Below are 22,478 nucleotides of genomic sequence, written 5' to 3'. Positions count from 1 at the left end.
GAGGGGGCTTTGATGCGACTGGTCATTATCGGAAATGGCATGGCGGCCACGCGGCTGATTGCCTCGCTCACCGGGCGTGCTGCCGATCGTTTCGCAATTACCGTCATCGGTGACGAGCCGGAGCATGCCTATAACCGCATCCAGCTTTCGCCGGTGCTGGGCGGTGAAAAAACGGCGGCGGGCATCAGTCTTCAGAATGACGACTGGTACCAGGAACGGGGCGTGACGGTGCTGCGGGGCGAAAAGGCGCTCGCCGTGAATGTGGACACGCGGGAAGTGCAAACCACCGCCCGCACGCTGGGCTGGGATGCGCTGGTGTTTGCCACCGGATCAACGCCCTTTGTTCCGCCAATTCCCGGCTGCGATGCGCCGCATGTCTTCACGTTCCGTACCCTTGAGGATATCCGGGCCATAGGGGCGATCGCCGGTCCGGTGGTAGTGCTGGGCGGCGGCGTGCTCGGGGTTGAGACGGCGGCAGCGCTGGCGCGCTCAGGGGACAACGTCATCCTTGTTCATCGCGGTCCGTGGCTGATGGAGCAGCAACTGGATGAGCAGGCGGGCGTGCTGCTGGAAGAGGCGCTGGCGGCGCGGGGCGTGCGCTGTGAGCTCGCCTCTGGCATCGCGGCGATTGACGGGAATAGCGTGACGCTGCTGAACGGACGCAGCGTCACCGCCGCGCGCGTGGTGCTGGCGACGGGCGTGCAGCCTAACGTCGTACTGGCGCAGGCCAGCGGCATTCGCTGCGCGCGCGGCATCGTGGTGGATCACCAAATGCAAACCTCCGTGCCGGACGTCTACGCCATTGGCGAATGCTGTGAAATTGACGACCAGACGTTTGGCCTGGTCGCCCCCTGTCTGGCGCAGGCGGATATCCTCGCCGCACGGCTGGCCGGAGACGTCACCGCGCCATTTGCCCTGACCGACAACGGCATGCGCCTCAAGGTGACCGGCGTGGAGTTGTTCAGCCTTGGTCGCGCGGCAGAGCAGAAGGGCGATGTGGTCTGGAGCGCATGGGATCCGCTGACCCGTCACTATCGTCGTTTACTGATCCATCAGGGGGCGCTGGCTGGCGTGCTGCTGATGGGGGACTGCCGCAGCGCGGCGACATTTACCGAATTACTGGCAACGGCTGCGCCCGCGCACGCGGACTGGCTGTTTGATCGTTTCACTACGCAACCGCAGGTTGCAGGACAGCACGCTATGACAAAACCTACTCTGGTGGTGGTTGGGCACGGTATGGTCGGCCATCATTTCCTCGAAGATTGCGTGAACCGCAATCTGCATCAGCAGTATCAGATCGTTGTCTTTGGCGAGGAGCGCTATGCCGCCTACGACCGCGTGCATCTGTCGGAATATTTTGGCGGCCGTAGCGCGGCGTCGCTTTCGCTGGTGGAAGGGGATTTCTTTGCCGACAACGGCATTGAGCTGCGCCTGTCGCAGCAGATTGTCGCTATCGATCGTGACGCGCGCGTGGTGCGTACCGCCAGCGGGCATGAGATCCACTGGGATAAACTGGTGCTGGCGACCGGGTCCTATCCGTTTGTCCCACCGGTGTCGGGCCACGATCTACCGGGCTGTTTTGTTTATCGCACGCTTGACGATCTGGACAAGATTGCGGCGCATGCGGCGGGCTCACGCCGGGGTGTAGTGATTGGCGGCGGGCTGCTGGGGCTGGAGGCGGCGAATGCCCTGAAGCAGCTCGGGCTGGAAACTCACGTGGTGGAGTTTGCGCCCAATTTGATGGCGGTCCAGCTCGACAACGACGGCGCGGCGATGCTGCGCAAGAAAATCGAGGCGCTTGGCGTCGGTGTGCATACCAGTAAAGCAACGACGGAGATCGCCGCCGCGGACGGCGGGCTGGTGCTGCGCTTTGCCGATGGCGAACAGCTTGAAACAGACATGGTGGTGTTTTCTGCCGGCATTCGTCCGCAGGACGCGCTGGCGCGCAGCAGCGGGCTGGCTATCGGCGAACGCGGCGGGATCGGCATTGACGACCGCTGTCAGACCTCCGATCCGGACGTGCTGGCCATTGGTGAATGCGCCCTGTGGGAAGGGAAAATCTTCGGGCTGGTTGCGCCCGGCTACCAGATGGCGCGGGTGGCCGCCGCCGCGCTGGCGGGAGAGGAGAAAACCTTCGCCGGCGCGGATATGAGCACCAAACTCAAGCTGCTGGGCGTGGACGTGGCCTCGTTCGGCGATGCTCACGGCCGCACGCCGGGGGCGCTGAGCTACCAGTGGACGCACGGCCCGCAGCAAATCTACAAGAAAATCGTGGTCAGCCACGACGGCAAAACGCTGCTCGGCGGCGTGCTGGTGGGTGATGCCAGCGAATACGCCACGCTGGTACAGATGATGCTCAACGGGATAGCCCTGCCAAAAGAGCCGGAAACGCTGATATTACCCGCGTCGTCAGGCAGTGCGCCAAAAGCGCTCGGCGTGGCAGCGCTGCCGGAAAGCGCACAAATCTGTTCGTGTCATAACGTCAGCAAAGGCGATATCTGTCAGGCGGTAAGTGCGGGCGCAACGGATATCGGCGCGATTAAGCAGTGCACCAAAGCGGCGACCGGCTGCGGAGGATGTAGCGCACTGGTGAAGCAGGTGATGGAGTTCCAGCTGGCGGCGCAGGGCGTGGAGGTGAAAAAGGACATCTGCGAACACTTCCCGTACTCGCGTCAGGAGATTTACCACCTCGTGCGCGTCAACCATATCCGCACCTTTGACCAGCTCATTAGCCGCTACGGTCAGGGACACGGGTGCGAAATTTGTAAGCCACTGGTGGGGTCAGTGCTCGCCTCCTGCTGGAACGAGTATCTGCTGAAACCGTCACACCTGCCGCTGCAGGACACCAACGACCGCTACTTCGCCAATATCCAGAAGGACGGTACTTACTCCATCGTGCCGCGCATGCCTGCGGGGGAAGTGACCGCCGACGGGCTGATCGCCATCGGCCAGATTGCGAAACGCTACAGCCTGTACAGCAAAATCACCGGCGGCCAGCGTATCGACCTGTTTGGCGCCACGCTGGAACAGCTGCCGGAGATCTGGCAGGCGCTGGTGGAAGCCGGATTTGAAACCGGGCACGCCTACGGCAAATCCCTGCGAACGGTGAAATCCTGCGTCGGGTCGACCTGGTGTCGCTACGGCGTGCAGGACTCCACCGGCCTCGCGGTCAGGCTCGAGCACCGTTACAAAGGCCTGCGCGCCCCGCACAAAATCAAAATGGCGGTCTCAGGGTGTACCCGCGAATGCGCCGAGGCGCAGAGTAAAGACGTGGGGGTGATTGCCACCGATAAGGGGTGGAACCTCTACCTGTGCGGCAACGGCGGCATGAAGCCTCGCCATGCGGATCTCTTCGCCAGCGATCTCGATGATGACACGCTGATCCGCACCGTCGATCGATTCCTGATGTTCTACATCCGCACGGCGGATCGCCTGCAGCGCACCAGCACCTGGATGGACAACCTGGAAGGCGGTCTCGACTACCTTCGGGAGGTGATCCTCAACGATAGCCTGGGCATCGCCCACGAGCTGGAGCAGGAGATGGCCCGGGTGGTGGAGACCTACCAGTGCGAATGGCAAACCACGCTTAACGATCCGAACCGTCTGGCGCTGTTCCGCACGACGGTGAACGACATCACAGCGGATCAAGGTAAATGCTGGCAGGAAATCTGTGGCATCGACGATATCCCCGAGCAGGCGGGCATTGGCGCGCGGCTTGGGCGTAAGCCGATTGCGTTGTTCCGATTTGGCAAAACCGTCTATGCCCTTGACGACCGGGAGCCTGGCAGCAGCGCGAACGTGCTTTCCCGAGGCATTCTTGGCGATGCGGCGGGGGAGCCGGTGGTGATCTCTCCGCTCTACAAGCAGCGTATTCGCCTGCGCGACGGCTGTCAGGTGGAGAACGGCGAACCCGCGGTGCGCGCCTGGCCGGTCAAAATTGAGAACGGCAAGGTGTGGGTCGGTAATGATGCCCTGGTAATGCGTGCGGAGGCCTCATGACGGAAACCCGGACAACGTGTCCCTACTGCGGGGTCGGCTGCGGCGTGGTCGCCCGCGTGGACGGTGAAACGGTCAGCGTTCGGGGGGATGAAACCCATCCTGCGAACTTTGGCCGCTTGTGCGTGAAAGGATCGGCCCTGGGGGAAACAATGGGGTTACAGGGGCGATTGCTGCGCCCCGTTGTTGACGGTGCTGAGGTGGCCTGGGCGCAGGCGCTGGGAGCGGCAGGCGAGCGCCTCCAGGACATTATCGACAAATGGGGGCCGCAGGCGGTGGCGTTTTACGCGTCCGGGCAATTGCTTACCGAGGATTATTACGCCGCCAATAAGCTGATGAAAGGGTTTATCGGCGCGGCGAACATTGATACCAACTCCCGGCTCTGCATGTCATCGGCGGTCGTGGGCTACAAGCGCGCCTTTGGTGAAGATGTCGTGCCGTGCAGCTACGAGGATGTGGAAAACAGCGATCTGGTGGTGCTGGTGGGCTCAAACGCGGCCTGGACGCATCCGGTGCTGTATCAGCGCCTGGTACAGGCAAAGCACAACAATCCGGAGATGAAAGCGGTGGTCATCGATCCGCGCAGAACCGCCTCCTGTGATATTGCTGACCTGCATCTGGCGCTCACTCCCGGCAGCGACGCCGGGCTGTTCGTCGGTCTGCTCAATGTGATTCAGGGAACGGACGCGTGGCCGATATCCCGCGTGGCGGCGTTTTGCGGCCTCTCGCCGCAGGATATTGGTACGTTTTACGACTGGTTTATGACGGCGCCCAGGGCCATCACGCTCTACACCATGGGAATCAACCAGTCCTCCAGCGGCAGCGACAAATGCAGCGCCATCATTAACGTGCACCTTGCCAGCGGGAAATTTAACCGTCCGGGCTGCGGCCCGTTTTCGCTGACCGGACAGCCAAACGCGATGGGCGGAAGAGAGGTGGGCGGGCTGGCAAATCAGCTGGCGGCGCACATGAACTTTGAGCCGGACGATCTCTCGCGGGTGGCGCGTTTCTGGGGAACGGAACGGCTTGCTCAGACGCCGGGCTTGATGGCGGTGGAGCTGTTTGACGCCATTGCCCGCGGCGAGGTGAAGGCGGTGTGGATCATGGGCACCAATCCTGCCGTCTCGCTGCCGGACAGCCACGCGGTGTGTCAGGCGCTGGGGCGCTGCCCGCTGGTCATTGTCTCTGAGGTGATGAACGATACCGACACCAGCCGGTTTGCCCATATTCGCTTTCCGGCGCTGGCCTGGGGAGAGAAGGACGGTACGGTAACCAATTCCGAGCGACGCATTTCGCGCCAGCGCGCGTTTCTGCCCGCGCCCGGTGAGGCAAAGCCGGACTGGTGGATCGTCGCGCAGGTGGCGAAACGGCTGGGGCACGGCGACGCCTTTGCCTGGCAGCATCCCCACGAGATTTTTTGCGAGCATGCGGCGCTGACGGCCTTTGAAAATGACGGCGCGCGGGCCTTAAACCTTCACGACCTGGCTACGTTAACCCGTGAGGAGTGGGAGCGGCTTGAGCCCTGGCAGTGGCCTGGGGGGGATTTTCCGTGCCGAAACATTGTTCCCGTTGACCCACAGTCGCACGGTGCGACGGTCAGCGCGTTGTACCCGCTGATTCTCAACTCCGGGCGCATCCGCGATCAGTGGCATACCATGACGCGAACAGGATATGTGGCCAGACTCATGCAGCATATCACCGAACCCTTTGTTGAGGTTTGCCCCGCAGACGCCGTTCGGTTTTCCCTGTGCGGCGGCCAGCTGGCGCGCATCAGTTCGCCGCGCGGCGTCATGGTAGCAAGAGTACGCATCAGCGACGCTCAGCGTGAAGGGAACGCTTTTGCCCCGATGCACTGGAACGCTGAGTTTGCCCGCCAGGGAAAGGTGAATGCGCTGGTGGAAGGGCGCTGCGATCCGGTTTCGGGGCAGCCGGAGAGTAAACAAACCGCCGTCAGAATCCAGCCCTGGCAGCCCGCCTGGCAGGGAGAACTCTATGCCCGCGAAGGACTGGAAATGCCCTCTCCGATTTACTGGTGGCGTAAAGCTTCACGCCTGACGGTGGCGTGCGATAAACCGCTGCTGTCGTGGGTAATGGAATACGCCAGCGGCCGGGGCTGGCAACTGCAGGTTGCTCAGGCCGGTGAACGCAGCAGCGTGCTGGCCTGGTATGAAGGCCAGCTTATGCTGGGTTTCTGGGAAGGTACCGCGTTACCGGCGCTGGCGCATACGGTGATTGAAGCCGCTTTTCATTCACCACCCGTGCTGCCCGCAGAACGCCACGCCCTGTTGAACGGGCAGAGCGTCGGGAGGGCGACGGATCCGGGACGCATTATCTGTAGCTGTTTCAGCGTCGGGGAAGAGGCGATACGGGAGGCGATTGCCGGAGGGTGTGATTCCGTCACCGCGCTGGGGGCTAAGCTGCGCTGTGGTACGAACTGTGGTTCCTGCGTGCCGGAGCTGAAAGGGCTGTTTCAGGATAATCCTGAAATGTCCGCCAGGACTGCATTTCAGGGCTTATCGCGTTAACATAATAAGAGTTTATTCATAAACACAGGTTCTTATTGACGACGTTGATGGCTGTATCGTCCCGCATTCGTTTGCTGTTTTTACTCCCCCTTCTTACGGCCGGAGCCGTTCACGGTGCGCCGAATTCCTTTATGCATCAGGCGCAGCACCCCTTTGATAATAACGGGGACAGTCTGCCCGATCTCGGCATGGCGGCGCCCACCGGCGAAGGGGAAAAACACCTGGCCGAAATGGCGAAAGCCTTTGGTGAAGCCAGCATGACCGACAATGGCCTGACGACCGGCGAGCAGGCGCGTCAGTTTGCCTTTGGTCAGGTGCGCGACGCGGTAAGCGGGGAAGTGAACCAGCAGATTGAGTCCTGGCTGTCGCCCTGGGGAAACGCCAGCGTGAACCTGCTGGTGGATAACGACGGCAAATTTAACGGCAGCAGCGGGAGCTGGTTTATCCCGTGGAATGATACTAACCGCTACCTGAGCTGGAGCCAGCTTGGCCTGACGCAGCAGACGGATGGCCTGGTCAGCAATGCCGGAATTGGTCAGCGCTGGGTCGCCGGGAAGTGGCTGCTGGGCTACAACACCTTTTACGATAATCTTCTGGATGAAAACCTGCAGCGTGCCGGGCTGGGGGCGGAAGCGTGGGGGGAAAATCTGCGCCTGTCAGCGAACTATTATCAGCCCTTTGCCGGATGGCGCGCGCGATCTGACGTTCAGGAGCAGCGCATGGCGCGCGGATATGACGTGACCGCTAAAGCCTGGCTGCCGTGGTTCCATCATCTGAACACCAGCGTCAGCTTTGAGCAATATTTTGGCGATAACGTCGACCTGTTCAACAGCGGCACCGGCTATCACAACCCGGTTGCGGTCAATCTGGGGCTTAACTATACCCCCGTTCCGCTGGTGACGTTGACCGCCGGGCACAAGCAGGGCGAAAGCGGCGAGAGCCAGAATAACCTCGGACTGAAGCTCAACTATCGCTTTGGCGTGCCGCTGGCAAAGCAGCTATCCGCCGATGAGGTCGCCGCCACGCGCTCCCTGCGCGGCAGCCGCTACGACTCACCGGAGCGCACCAGCCTGCCGGTGATGGAGTTCCGCCAGCGTAAAACGCTGTCCGTCTGGCTGGCCACGCCGCCGTGGGATCTGAAAGGGGGCGAGACCGTTATGCTGAAGCTGCAGGTTCGCAGCACGCACGGCATCCGTCAGATCCACTGGCAGGGCGATACGCAGGCACTGAGCCTGACGTCGCCGGCGAAAAGCAACAGCAGCGACGGCTGGAGCGTGATTATCCCTGCCTGGGATGATCGGGAAGGTGCGACAAACCGCTGGCACCTGTCGGCGGTGGTGGAAGATGAGAAAGGCCAGCGCGTCTCGTCCAATGAGATCACGCTTGCCGTGGTGCAGCCGCTGGTCGCACTGCCTGACGACGATCCGCGCTGGAAGCTGCTGCCGGAGGAGTAGTCCTTAGAAGATGCGTTCCTGATGCACCCACACGGCGGCTTCAACGCGGGATTTTAGCTTCATTTTCTTCAGCATATGCTTCACGTGCACTTTCACCGTGCTTTCGGTGATGTCCAGGCGGCGAGCGATCATTTTGTTCGGCAGGCCTTGGGCAATGAGCTTGAGAATGTCGCGCTCGCGCGGCGTGAGCTGGCTGACGTCACGGTCAGAGGTGGCGCGGTTGGCACGGAGGCTGGCGGCCAGGACCGGCGTTAAGGCTTCGCTGAGCACCATCTCGCCCGCCGCCGCCTGCTGCAGCGCCTTAAGCAGATCTTCCGGCTCCATGTCTTTCAGCAGATAGCCATCCGCACCGCGCTTCAGCGCCGTGACCACGTCCTCTTCATGGTTCGACACGCTAAAGACGACGATGCGGCCTGAAAGCGATTTTTCCCGCAGCTTGTCGAGGGTCTCCAGACCGTTCATGCCCGGCATATTCAGATCGAGCAGGATCAGATCGGGATCGAGGGATTCGGCAAGCTCAATGCCCTGTTCACCGTTACTGGCTTCGCCCACCACGGTGATATCGGGTGCCATGCTGACCAGCTGTTTCACGCCAGTACGCAGCATCGGATGGTCGTCGATCAACAGGATGGATGCCGGTTCCTGATTAGTCATGGGTTTCTCCTTGAGCAGTTGTGAGCGGTTTCTCGGGAATAAAGGTGACGACAACTTCCGTGCCGCCCGTTTCTCTCCGGCGAACCTGGCAATCACCGCGCAGGCTTTGGGCGCGGTCTCGCATAATGATTAAACCATAGTGGTTAGTGCGTTCGGCATTTTCCGGCACGCCGCGGCCGTTATCGTGAACCGTCAGTTTCACCTGATTGTCGTGCTGGCTGACGGTGACCGTGACCGCCGTTGCTTCAGCGTGTTTAAGCACGTTGCTCAGCGCTTCGCGGGCGATCTGCAGTAGATGGATGGCCTGATGGGAGGGGACAAACCGCGGCGGCAGCTGATAATCCAGCTTCACCGGGAACCCCAGCCGGGCGCTAAATTCGTGACAGCTTGATTCCAGCGCCGGGCGCAGGCCCGGCTCGGTCAGCTGCAGGCGGAAGGTGGTCAGCAGCTCGCGCAGCTGCACCCAGGAGGTGTTTAGCTCGTTGCGGATCTGGCTGAGCAGCTGTTTGTTGCTTTCGGGCATCTCCGCATCCTGCATCTGCAGGCAGCTCACCTGCATTTTCATACAAGAGAGCGACTGGGCGATGGAATCGTGCAGCTCGCGGGCGATGGTCGCGCGCTCTTCCATGACGATAAGCTGCTGCTGTTTTTCCTGATGCCTGTCGAGCGCCAGCGTGGCCGTCAGCTGTTCAACCAGCGTATCCACCAGCTGCTGCTGGTCGTGGCTCAGGTGGCGTCCGGTTGGCAGGGTGGCCAGCAGAATGCCGTACTGGGTGTGGCTGTCCGTCAGGCGCCACTTCAGGGTCGTGCCGCCGGAGGTCAGCGGCGGCAGGCCACGAGGGCAAAGATGGCAGCCTTTGTCATCGCAGGACATATCGGACTGACAGGTAAATTCCTGGTGGTTCTCTTCGTCTTCCACATCGTAGACCCGCAGCTCCAGGTCGCGAAGCAGGGTCAGATTTTGCAGGCCGTTCAGCACCGGCGAAAGACGTTCACACAGCGGCACCTGCATGTGCAGCCGACGGTTGGCCTGCCAGAGGAAGGAGAGGATCTCGTTTTTCTGCTCCAGCCCGGCCGTTTTTTCCTGAACGCGCTGTTCCAGCACCGCGTAGCTCTCGGAGAGCTCTGCCGACATGGTATTGAGTGCCTGGCCGAGCATGGCCATCTCGTTGCGCCCGCTGATGTGCGTGCGCTGGGTAAAATCGCGTGCGGTCACCGCGCGGGCCATCGCCAGCAGCTGTTTCCAGGGATTCAACAGCCGCGCGCGGAGCCACACGATGGTGAAGATCAGCAGCAGGCCCATAAACAACGCCATGGCCCGGTGTACTATTACCACCCGGTCGATGCGTAATTCGGTCGTCTGGTCAAAAGCGGAGACCAGCGCATCAATGCGGGAGACAAACCCCGCCACGTCCTGGGCAACGGCTTCTGTACTGCGCGCCTGTTTCAGGCCGGGCTGCAGCTGGGTGTGCCAGTACCCCTGAAGGGCCTTAAGCTGGGATTGCTGGCCTGCGCGGATAGCGGCGTTTTCCAGCTCGGGGCTGAACGCCGTGCGCTCCATTTCATCGATTAAAGGCCGATCGTCCTGCGTCAGGGGAACCGCCGCCAGCAGGCGATAACTCTGCATGCGTAGTGAGCCTGCCTCGTTGATGGCATGCGCATTACCCTGTACCCCTTGTACCAGCCAGCCGGAGATCGCCATGCCGGTCACGCCGATGGCGGTGGACAGCAAAACAATCAGGGCGAGCTGATTCACGAGCGTTAGCGGAGATAAGCATCTTTTTAACATTGAGTGGGCGTGCTCCTGACGTGGCCTGCTTGCAGGAATGGCGCTATTCTGGTGCATACCCTGGAGTATACCCATACCAATAAAGGATTACCCCTAAATTGCCAACGGAGTAGGGGGCAAGAGGTGGGCGTTGCAGGGAATCGTCAGTGCCGTGAAAAACCACGTCTTTTTTACCGAATTAGCCTACTCACTAAGGATAACACCTTTTTTTGTGCCGCAAATCCTCCCACTTTTCCTTTGATTTATATCAACTTACCGCCGCCCTAAAACCCTAATGTTTGCAGCATCATTCGAGAATCAGAGGTGTCTATGAGTCACTCATCCGCTCCCGAAAGGGAAAATGGTGCCGTTATTACTGACTGGCGTCCAGAGGATCCGGCGTTCTGGCAACAGCGCGGCCATCGTGTAGCAAGCCGAAATCTGTGGATTTCCGTGCCGTGTTTGTTATTAGCGTTTTGCGTATGGATGTTGTTTAGCGCGGTGGCAGTAAACCTGCCTAAAGTCGGCTTTACGTTCACGACCGATCAGCTGTTTATGCTGACCGCGCTGCCGTCGCTGTCAGGCGCGTTGCTGCGCGTCCCTTACGCGTTTATGGTGCCGGTCTTTGGCGGCCGTCGCTGGACGGCATTCAGTACGGGCATCATGATCGTCCCCTGCGTGTGGCTGGGCTTCGCGGTGCAGGATACCTCCACGCCGTTCAGCGTGTTCGTGATTATCTCCCTGCTGTGCGGCTTTGCCGGGGCGAACTTCGCCTCCAGCATGGCCAACATCAGCTTCTTCTTCCCGAAAGCGAAGCAGGGCGGCGCGCTGGGGATTAACGGCGGTCTGGGCAATATGGGCGTGAGCGTGATGCAGCTGATCGCTCCCCTGGCGATCTCGGTCTCGATTTTTGCAGCCTTTGGCGGCGCTGGCGTTGAGCAGGCGGACGGTTCTTCCCTCTATCTGCAAAACGCAGCCTGGATCTGGGTGCCGTTCCTCGTGGTCTTCACCCTCGCAGCCTGGTTCTTTATGAATGACCTGTCCGCGTCGAAGGCGTCGCTGAGCGAACAGCTGCCGGTGCTGAAGCGTGGACACCTCTGGGTGATGGCGCTGCTGTATCTGGCGACCTTCGGTTCGTTTATCGGCTTCTCGGCGGGCTTCGCGATGCTGTCGAAAACGCAATTCCCGGACGTGCAGATCCTGCAATTCGCCTTCTTCGGCCCATTTATTGGCGCCCTTGCTCGCTCGCTGGGTGGCATGGTGTCTGACCGTCTGGGCGGTACCCGGGTGACGCTGGTTAACTTCGTCGTGATGGCGGTCTTCTGTGCGTTGCTGTTCCTCACGCTGCCGGCCGACGGACAGGGCGGTAACTTCATCGCCTTCTTCGGCGTGTTTATGGTGCTGTTCCTGACGGCCGGGCTGGGGAGCGCGTCCACCTTCCAGATGATCTCCGTGATCTTCCGTAAGCTGACCATGGACCGCGTAAAAGCGCAGGGCGGAAGCGAAGAGCAGGCCATGCGCGAAGCGGCGACGGATACGGCTGCGGCGCTGGGCTTTATCTCCGCCATCGGCGCGATTGGCGGCTTCTTTATCCCGAAAGCGTTCGGTATCTCTCTGGACCTGACCGGCTCTCCGGCCGGTGCCATGAAAGTCTTCCTCGTCTTCTATATCGCCTGCGTCGTGATTACGTGGCTGGTATATGGCCGTAATACCAAGAAAAATAAGTAAGTATGATTATCCGTTTACGCGGCCTTCGGGCCGCGTTTTTTTTGGCGTCAAAATAGTTACAACATACTGGTTGCCATGCAGAGGAAATCCGCAGGCAGCACTGTGATCGCCATCGCTTTACAGGGCGCTCTACCCCTTAATACCTGCGAGGTTGAATTTTGCCTGGCGGTTTGTACGATAAATTAAAAATAACGATATATTTCATATAGATATGATATTTTAAATGATACCGCTTTGGTGGTATTCGGTGTAACCCCTCGCCTGAAAGTCCCTCGCCGTCTTGATCGTTATCAATTCTCCCCCTCTTTCAGGGCGTTACCTTCGCTGCAAATCAGCAATGTCGATTTAGAGAGCCACAGGCTCCACACAGGAGATACCCGATGAGCAAATTTTTGGACCGGTTTCGCTACTTCAAGCAGAAGGGCGAAACGTTTGCCGATGGGCACGGCCAGGTTCTGGATACCAACCGTGACTGGGAAGACGGTTACCGCCAGCGCTGGCAGCATGACAAAGTCGTCCGTTCGACCCACGGCGTGAACTGCACTGGCTCATGTAGCTGGAAGATTTTCGTTAAAAACGGTCTGGTGACCTGGGAAATGCAGCAGACCGACTACCCGCGCACCCGCCCGGATATGCCGAACCACGAACCGCGCGGTTGCCCGCGTGGCGCCAGCTACTCCTGGTATCTCTACAGCGCGAACCGTCTGAAATACCCCCTGATGCGCAAGCGCCTGATGAAAATGTGGCGTGAAGCGAAAGTGCAGCACAGCGATCCGGTGGATGCCTGGGCCTCTATCATTGAAGACGCGGATAAAGCGAAAAGCTTCAAGCAGGCTCGCGGCCGCGGCGGCTTTGTGCGTTCCTCCTGGAAAGAAGTGAACGAGCTTATTGCTGCCTCCAACGTCTACACCGTGAAAACCTACGGTCCAGACCGCGTGGCGGGCTTCTCGCCGATCCCGGCGATGTCGATGGTCTCTTATGCCTCCGGCGCGCGCTATCTCTCCTTAATCGGCGGTACCTGCCTGAGCTTCTACGACTGGTACTGCGACCTGCCACCGGCGTCTCCGCAGACCTGGGGCGAGCAGACCGACGTGCCGGAGTCTGCGGACTGGTACAACTCCAGCTACATCATCGCCTGGGGCTCTAACGTGCCGCAGACCCGTACGCCGGACGCACACTTCTTTACCGAAGTCCGTTACAAAGGCACCAAAACCGTGGCGGTCACCCCGGACTACGCCGAAATCGCCAAGCTGTGCGATCTGTGGCTGGCACCGAAACAGGGTACCGATGCGGCGATGGCGATGGCAATGGGCCACGTCATGCTGCGCGAGTTCCACCTGGATAAACCAAGCCAGTACTTCACCGACTACGTCCGTCGCTACACCGACATGCCGATGCTGGTGATGCTCGAAGAGCGTGACGGGTACTACGCAGCAGGCCGTACGCTGCGTGCCGCCGATCTGGTGGACGCGCTGGGCCAGGAAAATAACCCAGAGTGGAAAACCGTTGCCTATAACAGCAACGGCGAGCTGGTAGCGCCAAACGGCTCTATCGGCTTCCGCTGGGGCGAGAAGGGCAAGTGGAACCTTGAGCAGCGTAACGGCACGACCGGTGAAGAGACGGAATTGCGCCTGAGCATGCTGGGTAGCCAGGACGAGATCGCCGAGGTGGGCTTCCCGTACTTCGGCGGTGAAGGTTCCGAGCACTTCAACAAGGTTGAACTGAAAAACGTACTGATGCACAAGCTGCCGGTAAAACGCCTGCAGCTGGCCGACGGGACTACCGCGCTGGTCACCACCGTTTATGACCTGACCATGGCGAACTACGGCCTGGAACGCGGCCTGGGCGATGAAAACTGCGCCACCGACTATGACGATGTGAAAGCCTACACCCCGGCATGGGCAGAGCAGATCACCGGTGTTCCACGCGCGCAGATCGTGCGTATCGCCCGCGAGTTCGCGGAAAATGCCGACAAAACCCATGGTCGTTCAATGATTATCGTCGGTGCGGGTCTGAACCACTGGTATCACCTCGATATGAACTACCGTGGCCTGATCAACATGCTGATCTTCTGTGGCTGCGTTGGACAGAGCGGCGGCGGCTGGGCGCACTATGTGGGCCAGGAAAAACTGCGTCCGCAGACCGGCTGGCAGCCGCTGGCGTTTGCCCTCGACTGGCAGCGTCCGGCACGCCACATGAACAGCACCTCCTACTTCTATAACCACTCCAGCCAGTGGCGCTACGAGACGGTCACCGCGCAGGAGCTGCTGTCGCCGATGGCGGATAAATCCCGCTACAGCGGCCATCTGATTGACTTCAACGTGCGCGCCGAGCGCATGGGCTGGCTGCCGTCTGCGCCGCAGCTGGGCACTAACCCGCTGCGCATCGCGGAAGCGGCGAAGAAAGCGGGCATGTCACCGGTGGATTACACCGTGAAATCGCTGAAGGATGGCTCAATCCGCTTCGCGGCGGAACAGCCGGAGAACGGTAAAAACCACCCGCGTAATCTGTTTATCTGGCGCTCCAACCTGCTGGGCTCGTCCGGTAAAGGCCACGAGTACATGCTGAAATACCTGCTTGGTACCGAAAACGGTATCCAGGGTAAAGATCTCGGCAAGCAGGGCGGCGTGAAGCCGGAAGAGGTGGAGTGGAAAGACAACGGTCTCGACGGCAAGCTGGATCTGGTGGTCACCCTCGACTTCCGCCTGTCCAGCACCTGCCTGTACTCCGACATCGTGCTGCCAACTGCGACCTGGTACGAAAAAGACGACATGAATACCTCGGATATGCATCCGTTTATTCATCCGCTGTCTGCGGCCGTTGACCCGGCGTGGGAATCGAAAAGCGACTGGGAGATCTACAAAGACATCGCGAAGACCTTCTCCGAAGTCTGCGTGGGGCACCTCGGCAAAGAGACCGACGTGGTGACGCTGCCCATCCAGCACGACTCCGCCGCCGAACTGGCGCAGCCGCTGGACGTGAAGGACTGGAAAAAAGGCGAATGCGACCTGATCCCGGGCGTGACCGCACCGCACATCATTCCGGTTGAACGTGACTACCCGGCAACGTACGAGCGCTTTACCTCTATCGGCCCGCTGATGGAGAAAATCGGGAATGGCGGGAAAGGGATCGCCTGGAACACCCAGAGCGAAATGGACCTGCTGCGCAAGCTCAACTACACCAAAGCGGACGGTCCGGCCAAAGGCCAGCCAATGCTGAACACGGCAATTGATGCGGCAGAGATGATCCTGACCCTGGCACCGGAAACCAACGGCCACGTGGCGGTGAAGGCCTGGGCGGCGCTGAGCGAGTTCACCGGTCGTGACCATACGCACCTGGCGACGAATAAAGAGGAAGAGAAAATCCGCTTCCGCGATATTCAGGCCCAGCCGCGCAAGATTATCTCCAGCCCGACCTGGTCTGGCCTGGAAGACGAGCATGTGTCCTATAACGCCGGCTACACCAACGTCCACGAGCTGATCCCATGGCGCACCCTGTCCGGCCGCCAGTCGCTGTATCAGGATCACCAGTGGATGCGCGACTTCGGTGAAAGCCTGCTGGTGTACCGTCCGCCAGTTGACACCCGCTCCGTGAAAGCGGTGATGGGCGCGAAATCGAACGGTAACCCGGAGAAGGCGCTGAACTTCCTGACGCCGCACCAGAAGTGGGGGATCCACTCCACCTACAGCGACAACCTGCTGATGCTGACCCTGTCGCGCGGCGGTCCGATTGTCTGGATGAGCGAAACGGATGCCAAAGATCTGGGTATTGAAGATAACGACTGGATCGAAGTGTTCAACAGCAACGGTGCCCTGACGGCGCGTGCGGTGGTGAGCCAGCGCGTACCGGCCGGGATGACCATGATGTACCACGCGCAGGAACGTATCGTTAACCTGCCGGGGTCAGAGATCACCGAGCAGCGCGGCGGGATCCACAACTCCGTGACCCGCATTACGCCGAAGCCGACCCACATGATCGGTGGCTATGCGCAGCTGGCCTACGGCTTTAACTACTACGGCACCGTAGGATCGAACCGCGATGAGTTCGTGGTGGTACGTAAGATGAAGAATATTAACTGGTTAGACGGCGAAGGTAATGACCAGGTACAGGAGAGCGTAAAATGAAAATTCGTTCACAAGTCGGCATGGTGCTGAATCTGGATAAATGCATCGGCTGCCATACCTGCTCGGTCACCTGTAAAAACGTCTGGACCAGCCGTGAAGGGATGGAATACGCCTGGTTCAACAACGTGGAAAGCAAGCCGGGCACCGGCTTCCCGACCGACTGGGAAAACCAGGAGAAGTGGAAGGGCGGCTGGATCCGCAAAATCAACGGCAAGCTGCAGCCGCGCATGGGTAACCGTGCGATGTTGCTGGGAAAAATCTTCGCTAACCCGCATCTGCCGGGCATCGATGATTACTACGAGCCGTTTGATTACGACTACCAGAACCTGCACAACGCGCCGGAAGGCAAACACCAGCCGATCGCCCGTCCTCGCTCGCTGATCACCGGTCAGCGCATGGACAAAATTACCAGCGGTCCAAACTGGGAAGAGATTCTGGGCGGCGAGTTCGAGAAACGCGCCAAAGACCAGAACTTCGAGAACATGCAAAAGGCGATGTACGGCCAGTTCGAAAACACCTTCATGATGTATCTGCCGCGCCTGTGCGAGCACTGCCTTAACCCGGCGTGCGTGGCGACCTGCCCGAGCGGCGCCATCTACAAGCGTGAAGAAGATGGCATCGTGCTGATCGACCAGGACAAGTGCCGCGGCTGGCGTATGTGCATCACCGGCTGCCCGTACAAAAAGATCTACTTCAACTGGAAGAGCGGCAAGTCTGAGAAGTGCATCTTCTGCTACCCGCGTATCGAAGCCGGTATGCCGACCGTCTGTTCCGAAAGCTGCGTAGGCCGTATTCGCTACCTCGGCGTGCTGTTGTACGACGCGGACGCGATTGAAAACGCAGCGAGCACCGAGAACGAGAAAGATCTGTATCAGCATCAGCTGGACGTGTTCCTCGATCCGAACGATCCGAAGATCATTGAGCAGGCACTGAAGGACGGCATTCCGCAGAGCGTGATTGACGCCGCGCAGCAGTCGCCGGTGTACAAGATGGCGATGGACTGGAAGCTGGCCCTGCCGCTGCATCCGGAATACCGCACGCTGCCGATGGTCTGGTACGTGCCACCGCTGTCGCCGATTCAGTCTGCCGCTGACGCGGGCGAGCTGGGCAGCAACGGCATTCTGCCGGACGTAGAGAGCCTGCGCATTCCGGTGCAGTACTTGGCAAACCTGCTGACCGCAGGGGATACCCAACCGGTCCTGCTGGCGCTGAAACGTATGCTGGCGATGCGCCACTTCAAGCGTGCCGAAACCGTGGACGGCGTGACCGATACCCGCGCGCTGGAAGAGGTTGGTCTGACCGAAGCGCAGGCGCAGGAGATGTACCGCTATCTGGCGATTGCCAACTACGAAGACCGCTTCGTGGTGCCGAGCAGCCACCGTGAGCTGGCCCGCGAAGCCTTCCCGGAGAAAAATGGCTGTGGCTTTAGCTTTGGCGATGGTTGCCACGGGTCAGACAGCAAATTCAACCTGTTCAACAGCCGCCGCATCGACGCCATGGATGTGACCAGTAAAACGGAGCCGCACTCATGATTGAACTTGTCATTGTTTCTCGACTGCTTGAGTACCCGGATGCGGCGCTAGCGCAGCATCAGCAGGAACTCTTTGATGCACTCGCGTCTTCAGAAAACCTGGATAAAGAGGATGCCCAGAAGCTTGGCGTTTTCCTCCGCGACCTGTTAGCGCGCGACCTTCTGGACGCGCAGGCGGACTACAGCCAGCTGTTTGACCGTGGACGTGCAACGTCCCTGCTGTTGTTTGAACACGTCCACGGTGAATCCCGTGACCGCGGTCAGGCGATGGTGGATCTGATGGCCCAGTACGAACAGCACGGCCTGCAGCTCGACAGCCGCGAGCTGCCGGACCATCTGCCGCTCTATCTGGAGTATCTGGCGCAGTTGCCGAAAGAGGAGGCGTTGGGTGGTCTGCAGGACATCGCGCCGATCCTGGCGCTGCTCGGCGCGCGTCTTCAGCAGCGTGAGAGCCGCTATGCGGTGCTGTTCGATCTGCTGGTGAAGCTGGCCAACGCCGCGGTCGACAGTGAAAAAGTGGCGGAGAAAATCGCCGATGAAGCCCGTGACGATACGCCACAGGCGCTGGATGCGGTATGGGAAGAAGAGCAGGTGAAATTCTTCGCTGACCAGAACTGCGGGGAATCAGAAATCTCAGCGCATCAGCGTCGTTTTGCCGGTGCCGTGGCCCCGCAATATTTGAATATCTCTAACGGAGGACGGCACTAATGCACTTCCTGAATATGTTCTTCTTTGACATTTACCCGTATATCGCGGGCACCGTGTTCCTGGTGGGAAGCTGGCTGCGTTATGACTACGGCCAGTACACCTGGCGTGCCGCCTCCAGCCAGATGCTGGATCGCAAAGGGATGCATGTGGGCTCTAACCTGTTCCACATCGGTATTCTGGGCATTTTTGCCGGTCACTTCCTCGGGATGCTGACGCCGCACTGGATGTATGAAGCGTGGCTACCGATTGAGGTGAAGCAGAAGATGGCGATGATCGCCGGCGGTGCCTGCGGGGTGATGACCTTAGTCGGTGGCCTGCTGCTGCTGAAACGTCGTCTGTTCAGCCCACGCGTGCGTGCTACCACGACCGCTGCGGACATCCTGATCCTCTCCCTGCTGATGGTGCAGTGCGCGCTGGGTCTGTTGACCATTCCGTTCTCGGCGCAGCATATGGACGGCAGTGAAATGATGAAGCTGGTGGGCTGGGCGCAGTCCGTGGTGACCTTCCACGGCGGAGCGTCTGCGCACCTGGACGGCGTAGCGTTTATCTTCCGTGTTCACCTGGTGCTGGGGATGACGCTGTTTGTGCTGTTCCCGTTCTCCCGCCTGGTGCATATCTGGAGCGCGCCGGTGGAGTACCTGACGCGCAAATACCAGATAGTACGCGCCCGTCGCTAATTTGCCGTTTTGATACCAACCCCGCACTCGCGGGGTTTTTTTTCGCCCCAGCCCAGGTTGTTACCCGCGGCGGCAAACAGGATAAGCGCGCCACCCGCCAGCTGCGTCAGGCTCAGCGCATGTCCGAACAGCAGATTATCAACCACAATTGCTACCACCGGATAGATAAACGACAGGGAGCCGGTAATGGGCGTCGGCAGCTTCTGAATCGCGCTGTAGAGCAGCTGGTACATAATGCCGGTATGGACAATGCCGAGCGTGAGCAGGATCGGCCAGGGGAAATCACCGGATAATGACGGCAGGCTTGCAAACGGCAAAAGCATCACGACGCCCGTCAGCACCTGGATAAAGGCGATATGCTGCGGTGCAATGGACTTCAGCTTGCGGGCAATCATGGCCGTTAGCGCGTAGAAGAATGCCGCGGACATGGCCAGACCGATTCCGGCGAGCCATTCACCGCCATGCGCGCCGGTCAGCTCGCTGGAGAGCAGTATCACCACGCCGCCAAAGGCGAGAAACAGCCAGCCCCATTTCACCAGGCTGACGCGTTCCCCTAAAAACATCCCCATCAAGACCAGCATAAACGGCTGGGTGTTATAGACCACGGTCGAAAGGCCAATCGAGATCCGCTCATAGGCTGCGAAGAGCAGCAGCCAGTTCACCACGAGCGCCACGCCGCCGAGAATAGCCAGCAGCAGCGTGGTGCGGGTGAGGGGACTAAAGGGCTTTTGACTGACCCGGATAAAAATAAAAAGCGCCATAGCCCCGATAAGACAGCGCCAGAACACCACTTCCGTCACCGGCAGACCGGAGAGCAAAACAAACGCGCCGATAGAGCCGGAAATTAACATCGCCAGGCTCATTTGCCAGACGCCTTTATGTAAATCACGCATCATCCACCTCCTGATTAATGACGCTATTGTCGAAAATCGCTGTCGGGTTTTACAGGGGTGATATAAGGTTGAAAAGGTAAATGACTTTTTAAAATTAGGTGAAAAGAATGGAATGCCTTATCGATGATATCGACCGACAAATTTTAGCCTGTTTGGTTGAGGATGCGCGCATGTCGTTGAAGGTGCTCAGCGGCCGCATCGGTCTGACGTCCCCCAGCACGGCAGAACGCCTGAAGAGGCTGGAAGAGCGCGGTGTGATCCAGGGTTATGGTGCACGGGTGAATCTGGCGGCGCTGGGGTATACGCTGCAGGCGCTGGTACGGGTTCGCCCCTTACCGGGTCTGTTGCATAAAGTGGATAAGTACATTCAGGCGATGCCGGAGTGTATTGAGAGCGACAAAGTGACCGGGGAAGATTGCTTTGTGATTAGGCTGGTGGTGCGATCGATAGAGCAGCTGGATGCGCTGCTGGACGGTCTGGCAGAGCATGCTCAGTGTAATACGTCGATTGTGAAGAGTTCGCCGGTCAGGCGTCGTTTGCCGCCGATGTAGCCATTTTTCGCCGGGTGGCGGCTGCGCCTTACCCGGCCTACAAAGGCGGACTTGGTTTTTTTATGTTGGGGGAATGATGGTGGTGGGGGAAGGATTCGAACCTTCGAAGTCGATGACGGCAGATTTACAGTCTGCTCCCTTTGGCCGCTCGGGAACCCCACCAGGGGTAATTCAAATTTTGAGGTCGTGCTGAGAGATGGTGGTGGGGGAAGGATTCGAACCTTCGAAGTCGATGACGGCAGATTTACAGTCTGCTCCCTTTGGCCGCTCGGGAACCCCACCACGGGGTAATGCTTTTTACTGGCCTGCTTCCTGCTGGAAGCGGGGCGCATCATATCAAATGAGACGCCCCTGTAAAGCATTCCTTTAGGGAAACGAAGTTGTTTGCCTGCTTTTTATCCGTAAAGGCGCAAAGCTAATCAATTCATTTTCCGAAAGATTAAAGAATGATGGTTCTGTTACCGTAAACGAAGACTCGCTGAGCCAGCACCTGATACAGCGCGCGGCTTAACACATTCTTCTCAACGTCACGACCTGCGCGCATCATGTCCTCAGCGGTGTAGGTGTGATCCACATGAATCACGTCCTGCATGATGATGGGACCTTCGTCCAGGTTGTCATTCACGTAATGGGCTGTCGCGCCGATGATCTTCACGCCGCGCTCGTAGGCCTGGTGGTATGGACGCGCGCCAATAAAGGCCGGCAGGAACGAGTGGTGGATGTTGATGATCTTGTTCGGGAAACGCGCCACGAAAGATGGCGTTAACACGCGCATGTATTTCGCCAGCACCACGTAGTCCGGGTTATGCGCTTCAATGGCCTGCGCCATCAGATCGTCGTGCTCTTCGCGGGTATGGCCTTCATGGCTGACCAGCTCGAACGGAATATCAAAGCGCTCGACCAGCGTACGCAGCGTCTCGTGGTTGCCAATCACGGCAGCAATTTCAACGTCCAGACCGCCGTAGTTGGCCTTCATCAGCAGGTCACCCAGGCAATGTGCTTCTTTGGTCACCAGGATCACGATGCGGCGTCGGCCCGCAGGGGTCAATTCGCGCACGGAGCCTTCCGGAAGCGCGCTGTCCAGATCGGCCAGCAGCGTGGTGTCGTTGAAAATACCTTCCAGTTCGGTACGCATGAAGAAGCGGCCGGTACGGTGGTCAACGAACTCGTTGTTCTGCACGATATTCAGTTCATGTTTGTAGCAAATGTTGGTAATTCGTGCGATCAGCCCTTTTTGATCGGGACAGATGGTGCGCAGAACTTTACGTTGTAATGATTGCATCGCCGGGAAATCCTGTTTGTATTTGCGAAGTCTGGGTTGTCAGGCATTACTGCCCGCAACACTTTTTAAATTTTTTACCTGAACCACACGGGCAGGGATCGTTACGACCAAACTGTGGGCGCGTTCCGTCAATATAATACCATTGCCCGCTTTCCTTTAAGAACCGGGAACGCTCGATAATGGCACCCGGTTTATTATTCTCGGTAAAACGGGCAACAAAGCTGACGTAACCTTCATCCACATGACTGCCTGGAGAGGATTCATAGACGGTGAGGCCGAGCCACTGCGTGTTCGCAAACCCGGCTTCGATGTCCTGTTTGAAATCGGCTGCACGGCAGGATGGATGCCAGGTTTTAATCAGATAGTCTGCGTCTTTGATCACAAAAGCAGTGTACCGTGAACGCATAAGGTGTGACGGGTCTGGTGCAACCTGATCGCCAGAAAGATATCGCTGGCAACATAGGCTATACTCCAGAGCGCTACCACAAGGGCAGAGTTGAGACACGATTCTCTTCCTGGAACAAAATATAAAGGCGTAAAACGCTTCGGGTAGCACTATGTTAACTGAGGCGTTGCGTTGACGCTAT

The 22,478-nt window shown here is 59.2% G+C and carries 14 protein-coding genes and 2 tRNA genes; 9 read left to right on the top strand and 7 right to left on the bottom strand.

The genetic code is table 11. The features are described 5' to 3' along the window. Window positions 1-12: 12 nt before the first annotated feature. Genes nirB through ACMGGU_RS11370 form a run of 3 tightly spaced genes read left to right on the top strand, consistent with a single transcriptional unit; the run spans window position 13 to window position 7,975 of the window. Window positions 13-3,999 (top strand): nitrite reductase large subunit NirB, encoded by a 3,987-nt coding sequence (gene nirB / locus ACMGGU_RS11380; protein WP_420300561.1) that lies wholly within the window; start codon window positions 13-15, stop codon window positions 3,997-3,999. Further along, window positions 3,996-6,521, top strand: coding sequence for a molybdopterin-dependent oxidoreductase (locus tag ACMGGU_RS11375; protein ID WP_420300560.1), 2,526 nt, complete (start codon window positions 3,996-3,998; stop codon window positions 6,519-6,521). The genes nirB and ACMGGU_RS11375 overlap by 4 nt, the downstream gene beginning before the upstream one ends. A gap of 47 nt (window positions 6,522-6,568) precedes the next feature. Continuing rightward, entirely contained in the window at window positions 6,569-7,975 is a 1,407-nt protein-coding gene (locus ACMGGU_RS11370) for a YchO/YchP family invasin (protein ID WP_196346465.1), read from the top strand. Window positions 7,976-7,978: 3 nt separating this feature from the next. Here the strand turns inward: ACMGGU_RS11370 and narL are convergent, their stop codons facing one another. Continuing rightward, window positions 7,979-8,629, bottom strand: coding sequence for a two-component system response regulator NarL (gene narL / locus ACMGGU_RS11365; protein WP_008499531.1), 651 nt, complete (start codon window positions 8,627-8,629; stop codon window positions 7,979-7,981). Continuing rightward, window positions 8,622-10,418, bottom strand: coding sequence for a nitrate/nitrite two-component system sensor histidine kinase NarX (gene narX, locus ACMGGU_RS11360; protein ID WP_048223642.1), 1,797 nt, complete (start codon window positions 10,416-10,418; stop codon window positions 8,622-8,624). The genes narL and narX overlap by 8 nt, the downstream gene beginning before the upstream one ends. 309 nt (window positions 10,419-10,727) lie before the next feature. On the opposite strand from narX, the gene ACMGGU_RS11355 reads away from it, so the two are divergent. The 5 genes from ACMGGU_RS11355 (at window position 10,728) to narI (ending at window position 19,165) form a co-directional block, all read left to right on the top strand. Beyond that, window positions 10,728-12,125, top strand: coding sequence for a NarK family nitrate/nitrite MFS transporter (locus ACMGGU_RS11355; protein ID WP_196352995.1), 1,398 nt, complete (start codon window positions 10,728-10,730; stop codon window positions 12,123-12,125). A 380-nt stretch (window positions 12,126-12,505) separates the two neighbouring features. Beyond that, window positions 12,506-16,249 (top strand): nitrate reductase subunit alpha, encoded by a 3,744-nt coding sequence (locus ACMGGU_RS11350; protein ID WP_420300559.1) that lies wholly within the window; start codon window positions 12,506-12,508, stop codon window positions 16,247-16,249. After that, on the top strand, window positions 16,246-17,781 hold the full coding sequence (narH, locus tag ACMGGU_RS11345) for a nitrate reductase subunit beta (protein ID WP_420300558.1): 1,536 nt from the start codon (window positions 16,246-16,248) through the stop codon (window positions 17,779-17,781). The genes ACMGGU_RS11350 and narH overlap by 4 nt, the downstream gene beginning before the upstream one ends. Then, window positions 17,778-18,488, top strand: a complete 711-nt coding sequence (narJ, locus tag ACMGGU_RS11340; protein ID WP_045908972.1) for a nitrate reductase molybdenum cofactor assembly chaperone — start codon at window positions 17,778-17,780, stop codon at window positions 18,486-18,488. Before narH ends, narJ begins: the two co-directional genes overlap by 4 nt. Further along, window positions 18,488-19,165, top strand: coding sequence for a respiratory nitrate reductase subunit gamma (narI, locus tag ACMGGU_RS11335; RefSeq protein ID WP_023312107.1), 678 nt, complete (start codon window positions 18,488-18,490; stop codon window positions 19,163-19,165). The genes narJ and narI overlap by 1 nt, the downstream gene beginning before the upstream one ends. Here narI and ACMGGU_RS11330 read toward each other — a convergent pair. Next, window positions 19,162-20,058: a DMT family transporter gene (locus ACMGGU_RS11330; protein WP_395299996.1), complete on the bottom strand. Its 897-nt coding sequence runs from the start codon at window positions 20,056-20,058 to the stop codon at window positions 19,162-19,164. The genes narI and ACMGGU_RS11330 overlap by 4 nt on opposite strands. A gap of 107 nt (window positions 20,059-20,165) precedes the next feature. Between ACMGGU_RS11330 and ACMGGU_RS11325 the strand changes: the two genes are divergently transcribed. Next, the gene (locus tag ACMGGU_RS11325; RefSeq protein ID WP_021240337.1) at window positions 20,166-20,609 is read left to right on the top strand and encodes an Lrp/AsnC family transcriptional regulator; all 444 of its coding nucleotides are present in this window, start codon (window positions 20,166-20,168) and stop codon (window positions 20,607-20,609) included. A gap of 77 nt (window positions 20,610-20,686) precedes the next feature. Here ACMGGU_RS11325 and ACMGGU_RS11320 read toward each other — a convergent pair. From ACMGGU_RS11320 to ACMGGU_RS11305, 4 genes are all read right to left on the bottom strand, one after another. Next, a tRNA-Tyr gene (locus ACMGGU_RS11320) sits at window positions 20,687-20,771 on the bottom strand. A gap of 35 nt (window positions 20,772-20,806) precedes the next feature. Beyond that, window positions 20,807-20,891: transfer RNA gene (locus ACMGGU_RS11315), tRNA-Tyr, on the bottom strand. A gap of 157 nt (window positions 20,892-21,048) precedes the next feature. Then, a complete protein-coding gene (gene purU, locus ACMGGU_RS11310; RefSeq protein ID WP_023312104.1) occupies window positions 21,049-21,891 on the bottom strand; it encodes a formyltetrahydrofolate deformylase in 843 nt (280 codons plus the stop codon). Window positions 21,892-21,937: 46 nt separating this feature from the next. Beyond that, window positions 21,938-22,396, bottom strand: coding sequence for a YchJ family protein (locus ACMGGU_RS11305; RefSeq protein WP_045908969.1), 459 nt, complete (start codon window positions 22,394-22,396; stop codon window positions 21,938-21,940). Window positions 22,397-22,478 lie beyond the last annotated feature (82 nt).

Source organism: Enterobacter sp. BNK-8 (assembly GCF_048685095.1).
Classification (GTDB): domain Bacteria; phylum Pseudomonadota; class Gammaproteobacteria; order Enterobacterales; family Enterobacteriaceae; genus Enterobacter; species Enterobacter quasiroggenkampii.
This window is presented reverse-complemented; position numbering and strand designations above follow the sequence as displayed.

What these genes read in the sequence shown, in the direction of transcription:
- ACMGGU_RS11350 (WP_420300559.1), top strand. Translation starts at nt 12,506, where the DNA reads ATGAGCAAATTTTTGGACCGGTTTCGCTACTTCAAGCAGAAGGGCGAA.
- purU (WP_023312104.1), bottom strand. Translation starts at nt 21,891, where the DNA reads ATGCAATCATTACAACGTAAAGTTCTGCGCACCATCTGTCCCGATCAA.
- narX (WP_048223642.1), bottom strand. Translation starts at nt 10,418, where the DNA reads ATGTTAAAAAGATGCTTATCTCCGCTAACGCTCGTGAATCAGCTCGCC.
- nirB (WP_420300561.1), top strand. Translation starts at nt 13, where the DNA reads ATGCGACTGGTCATTATCGGAAATGGCATGGCGGCCACGCGGCTGATT.
- ACMGGU_RS11370 (WP_196346465.1), top strand. Translation starts at nt 6,569, where the DNA reads ATGGCTGTATCGTCCCGCATTCGTTTGCTGTTTTTACTCCCCCTTCTT.
- narI (WP_023312107.1), top strand. Translation starts at nt 18,488, where the DNA reads ATGCACTTCCTGAATATGTTCTTCTTTGACATTTACCCGTATATCGCG.
- narJ (WP_045908972.1), top strand. Translation starts at nt 17,778, where the DNA reads ATGATTGAACTTGTCATTGTTTCTCGACTGCTTGAGTACCCGGATGCG.
- ACMGGU_RS11355 (WP_196352995.1), top strand. Translation starts at nt 10,728, where the DNA reads ATGAGTCACTCATCCGCTCCCGAAAGGGAAAATGGTGCCGTTATTACT.
- ACMGGU_RS11330 (WP_395299996.1), bottom strand. Translation starts at nt 20,058, where the DNA reads ATGCGTGATTTACATAAAGGCGTCTGGCAAATGAGCCTGGCGATGTTA.
- ACMGGU_RS11375 (WP_420300560.1), top strand. Translation starts at nt 3,996, where the DNA reads ATGACGGAAACCCGGACAACGTGTCCCTACTGCGGGGTCGGCTGCGGC.
- narH (WP_420300558.1), top strand. Translation starts at nt 16,246, where the DNA reads ATGAAAATTCGTTCACAAGTCGGCATGGTGCTGAATCTGGATAAATGC.
- narL (WP_008499531.1), bottom strand. Translation starts at nt 8,629, where the DNA reads ATGACTAATCAGGAACCGGCATCCATCCTGTTGATCGACGACCATCCG.
- ACMGGU_RS11325 (WP_021240337.1), top strand. Translation starts at nt 20,166, where the DNA reads ATGGAATGCCTTATCGATGATATCGACCGACAAATTTTAGCCTGTTTG.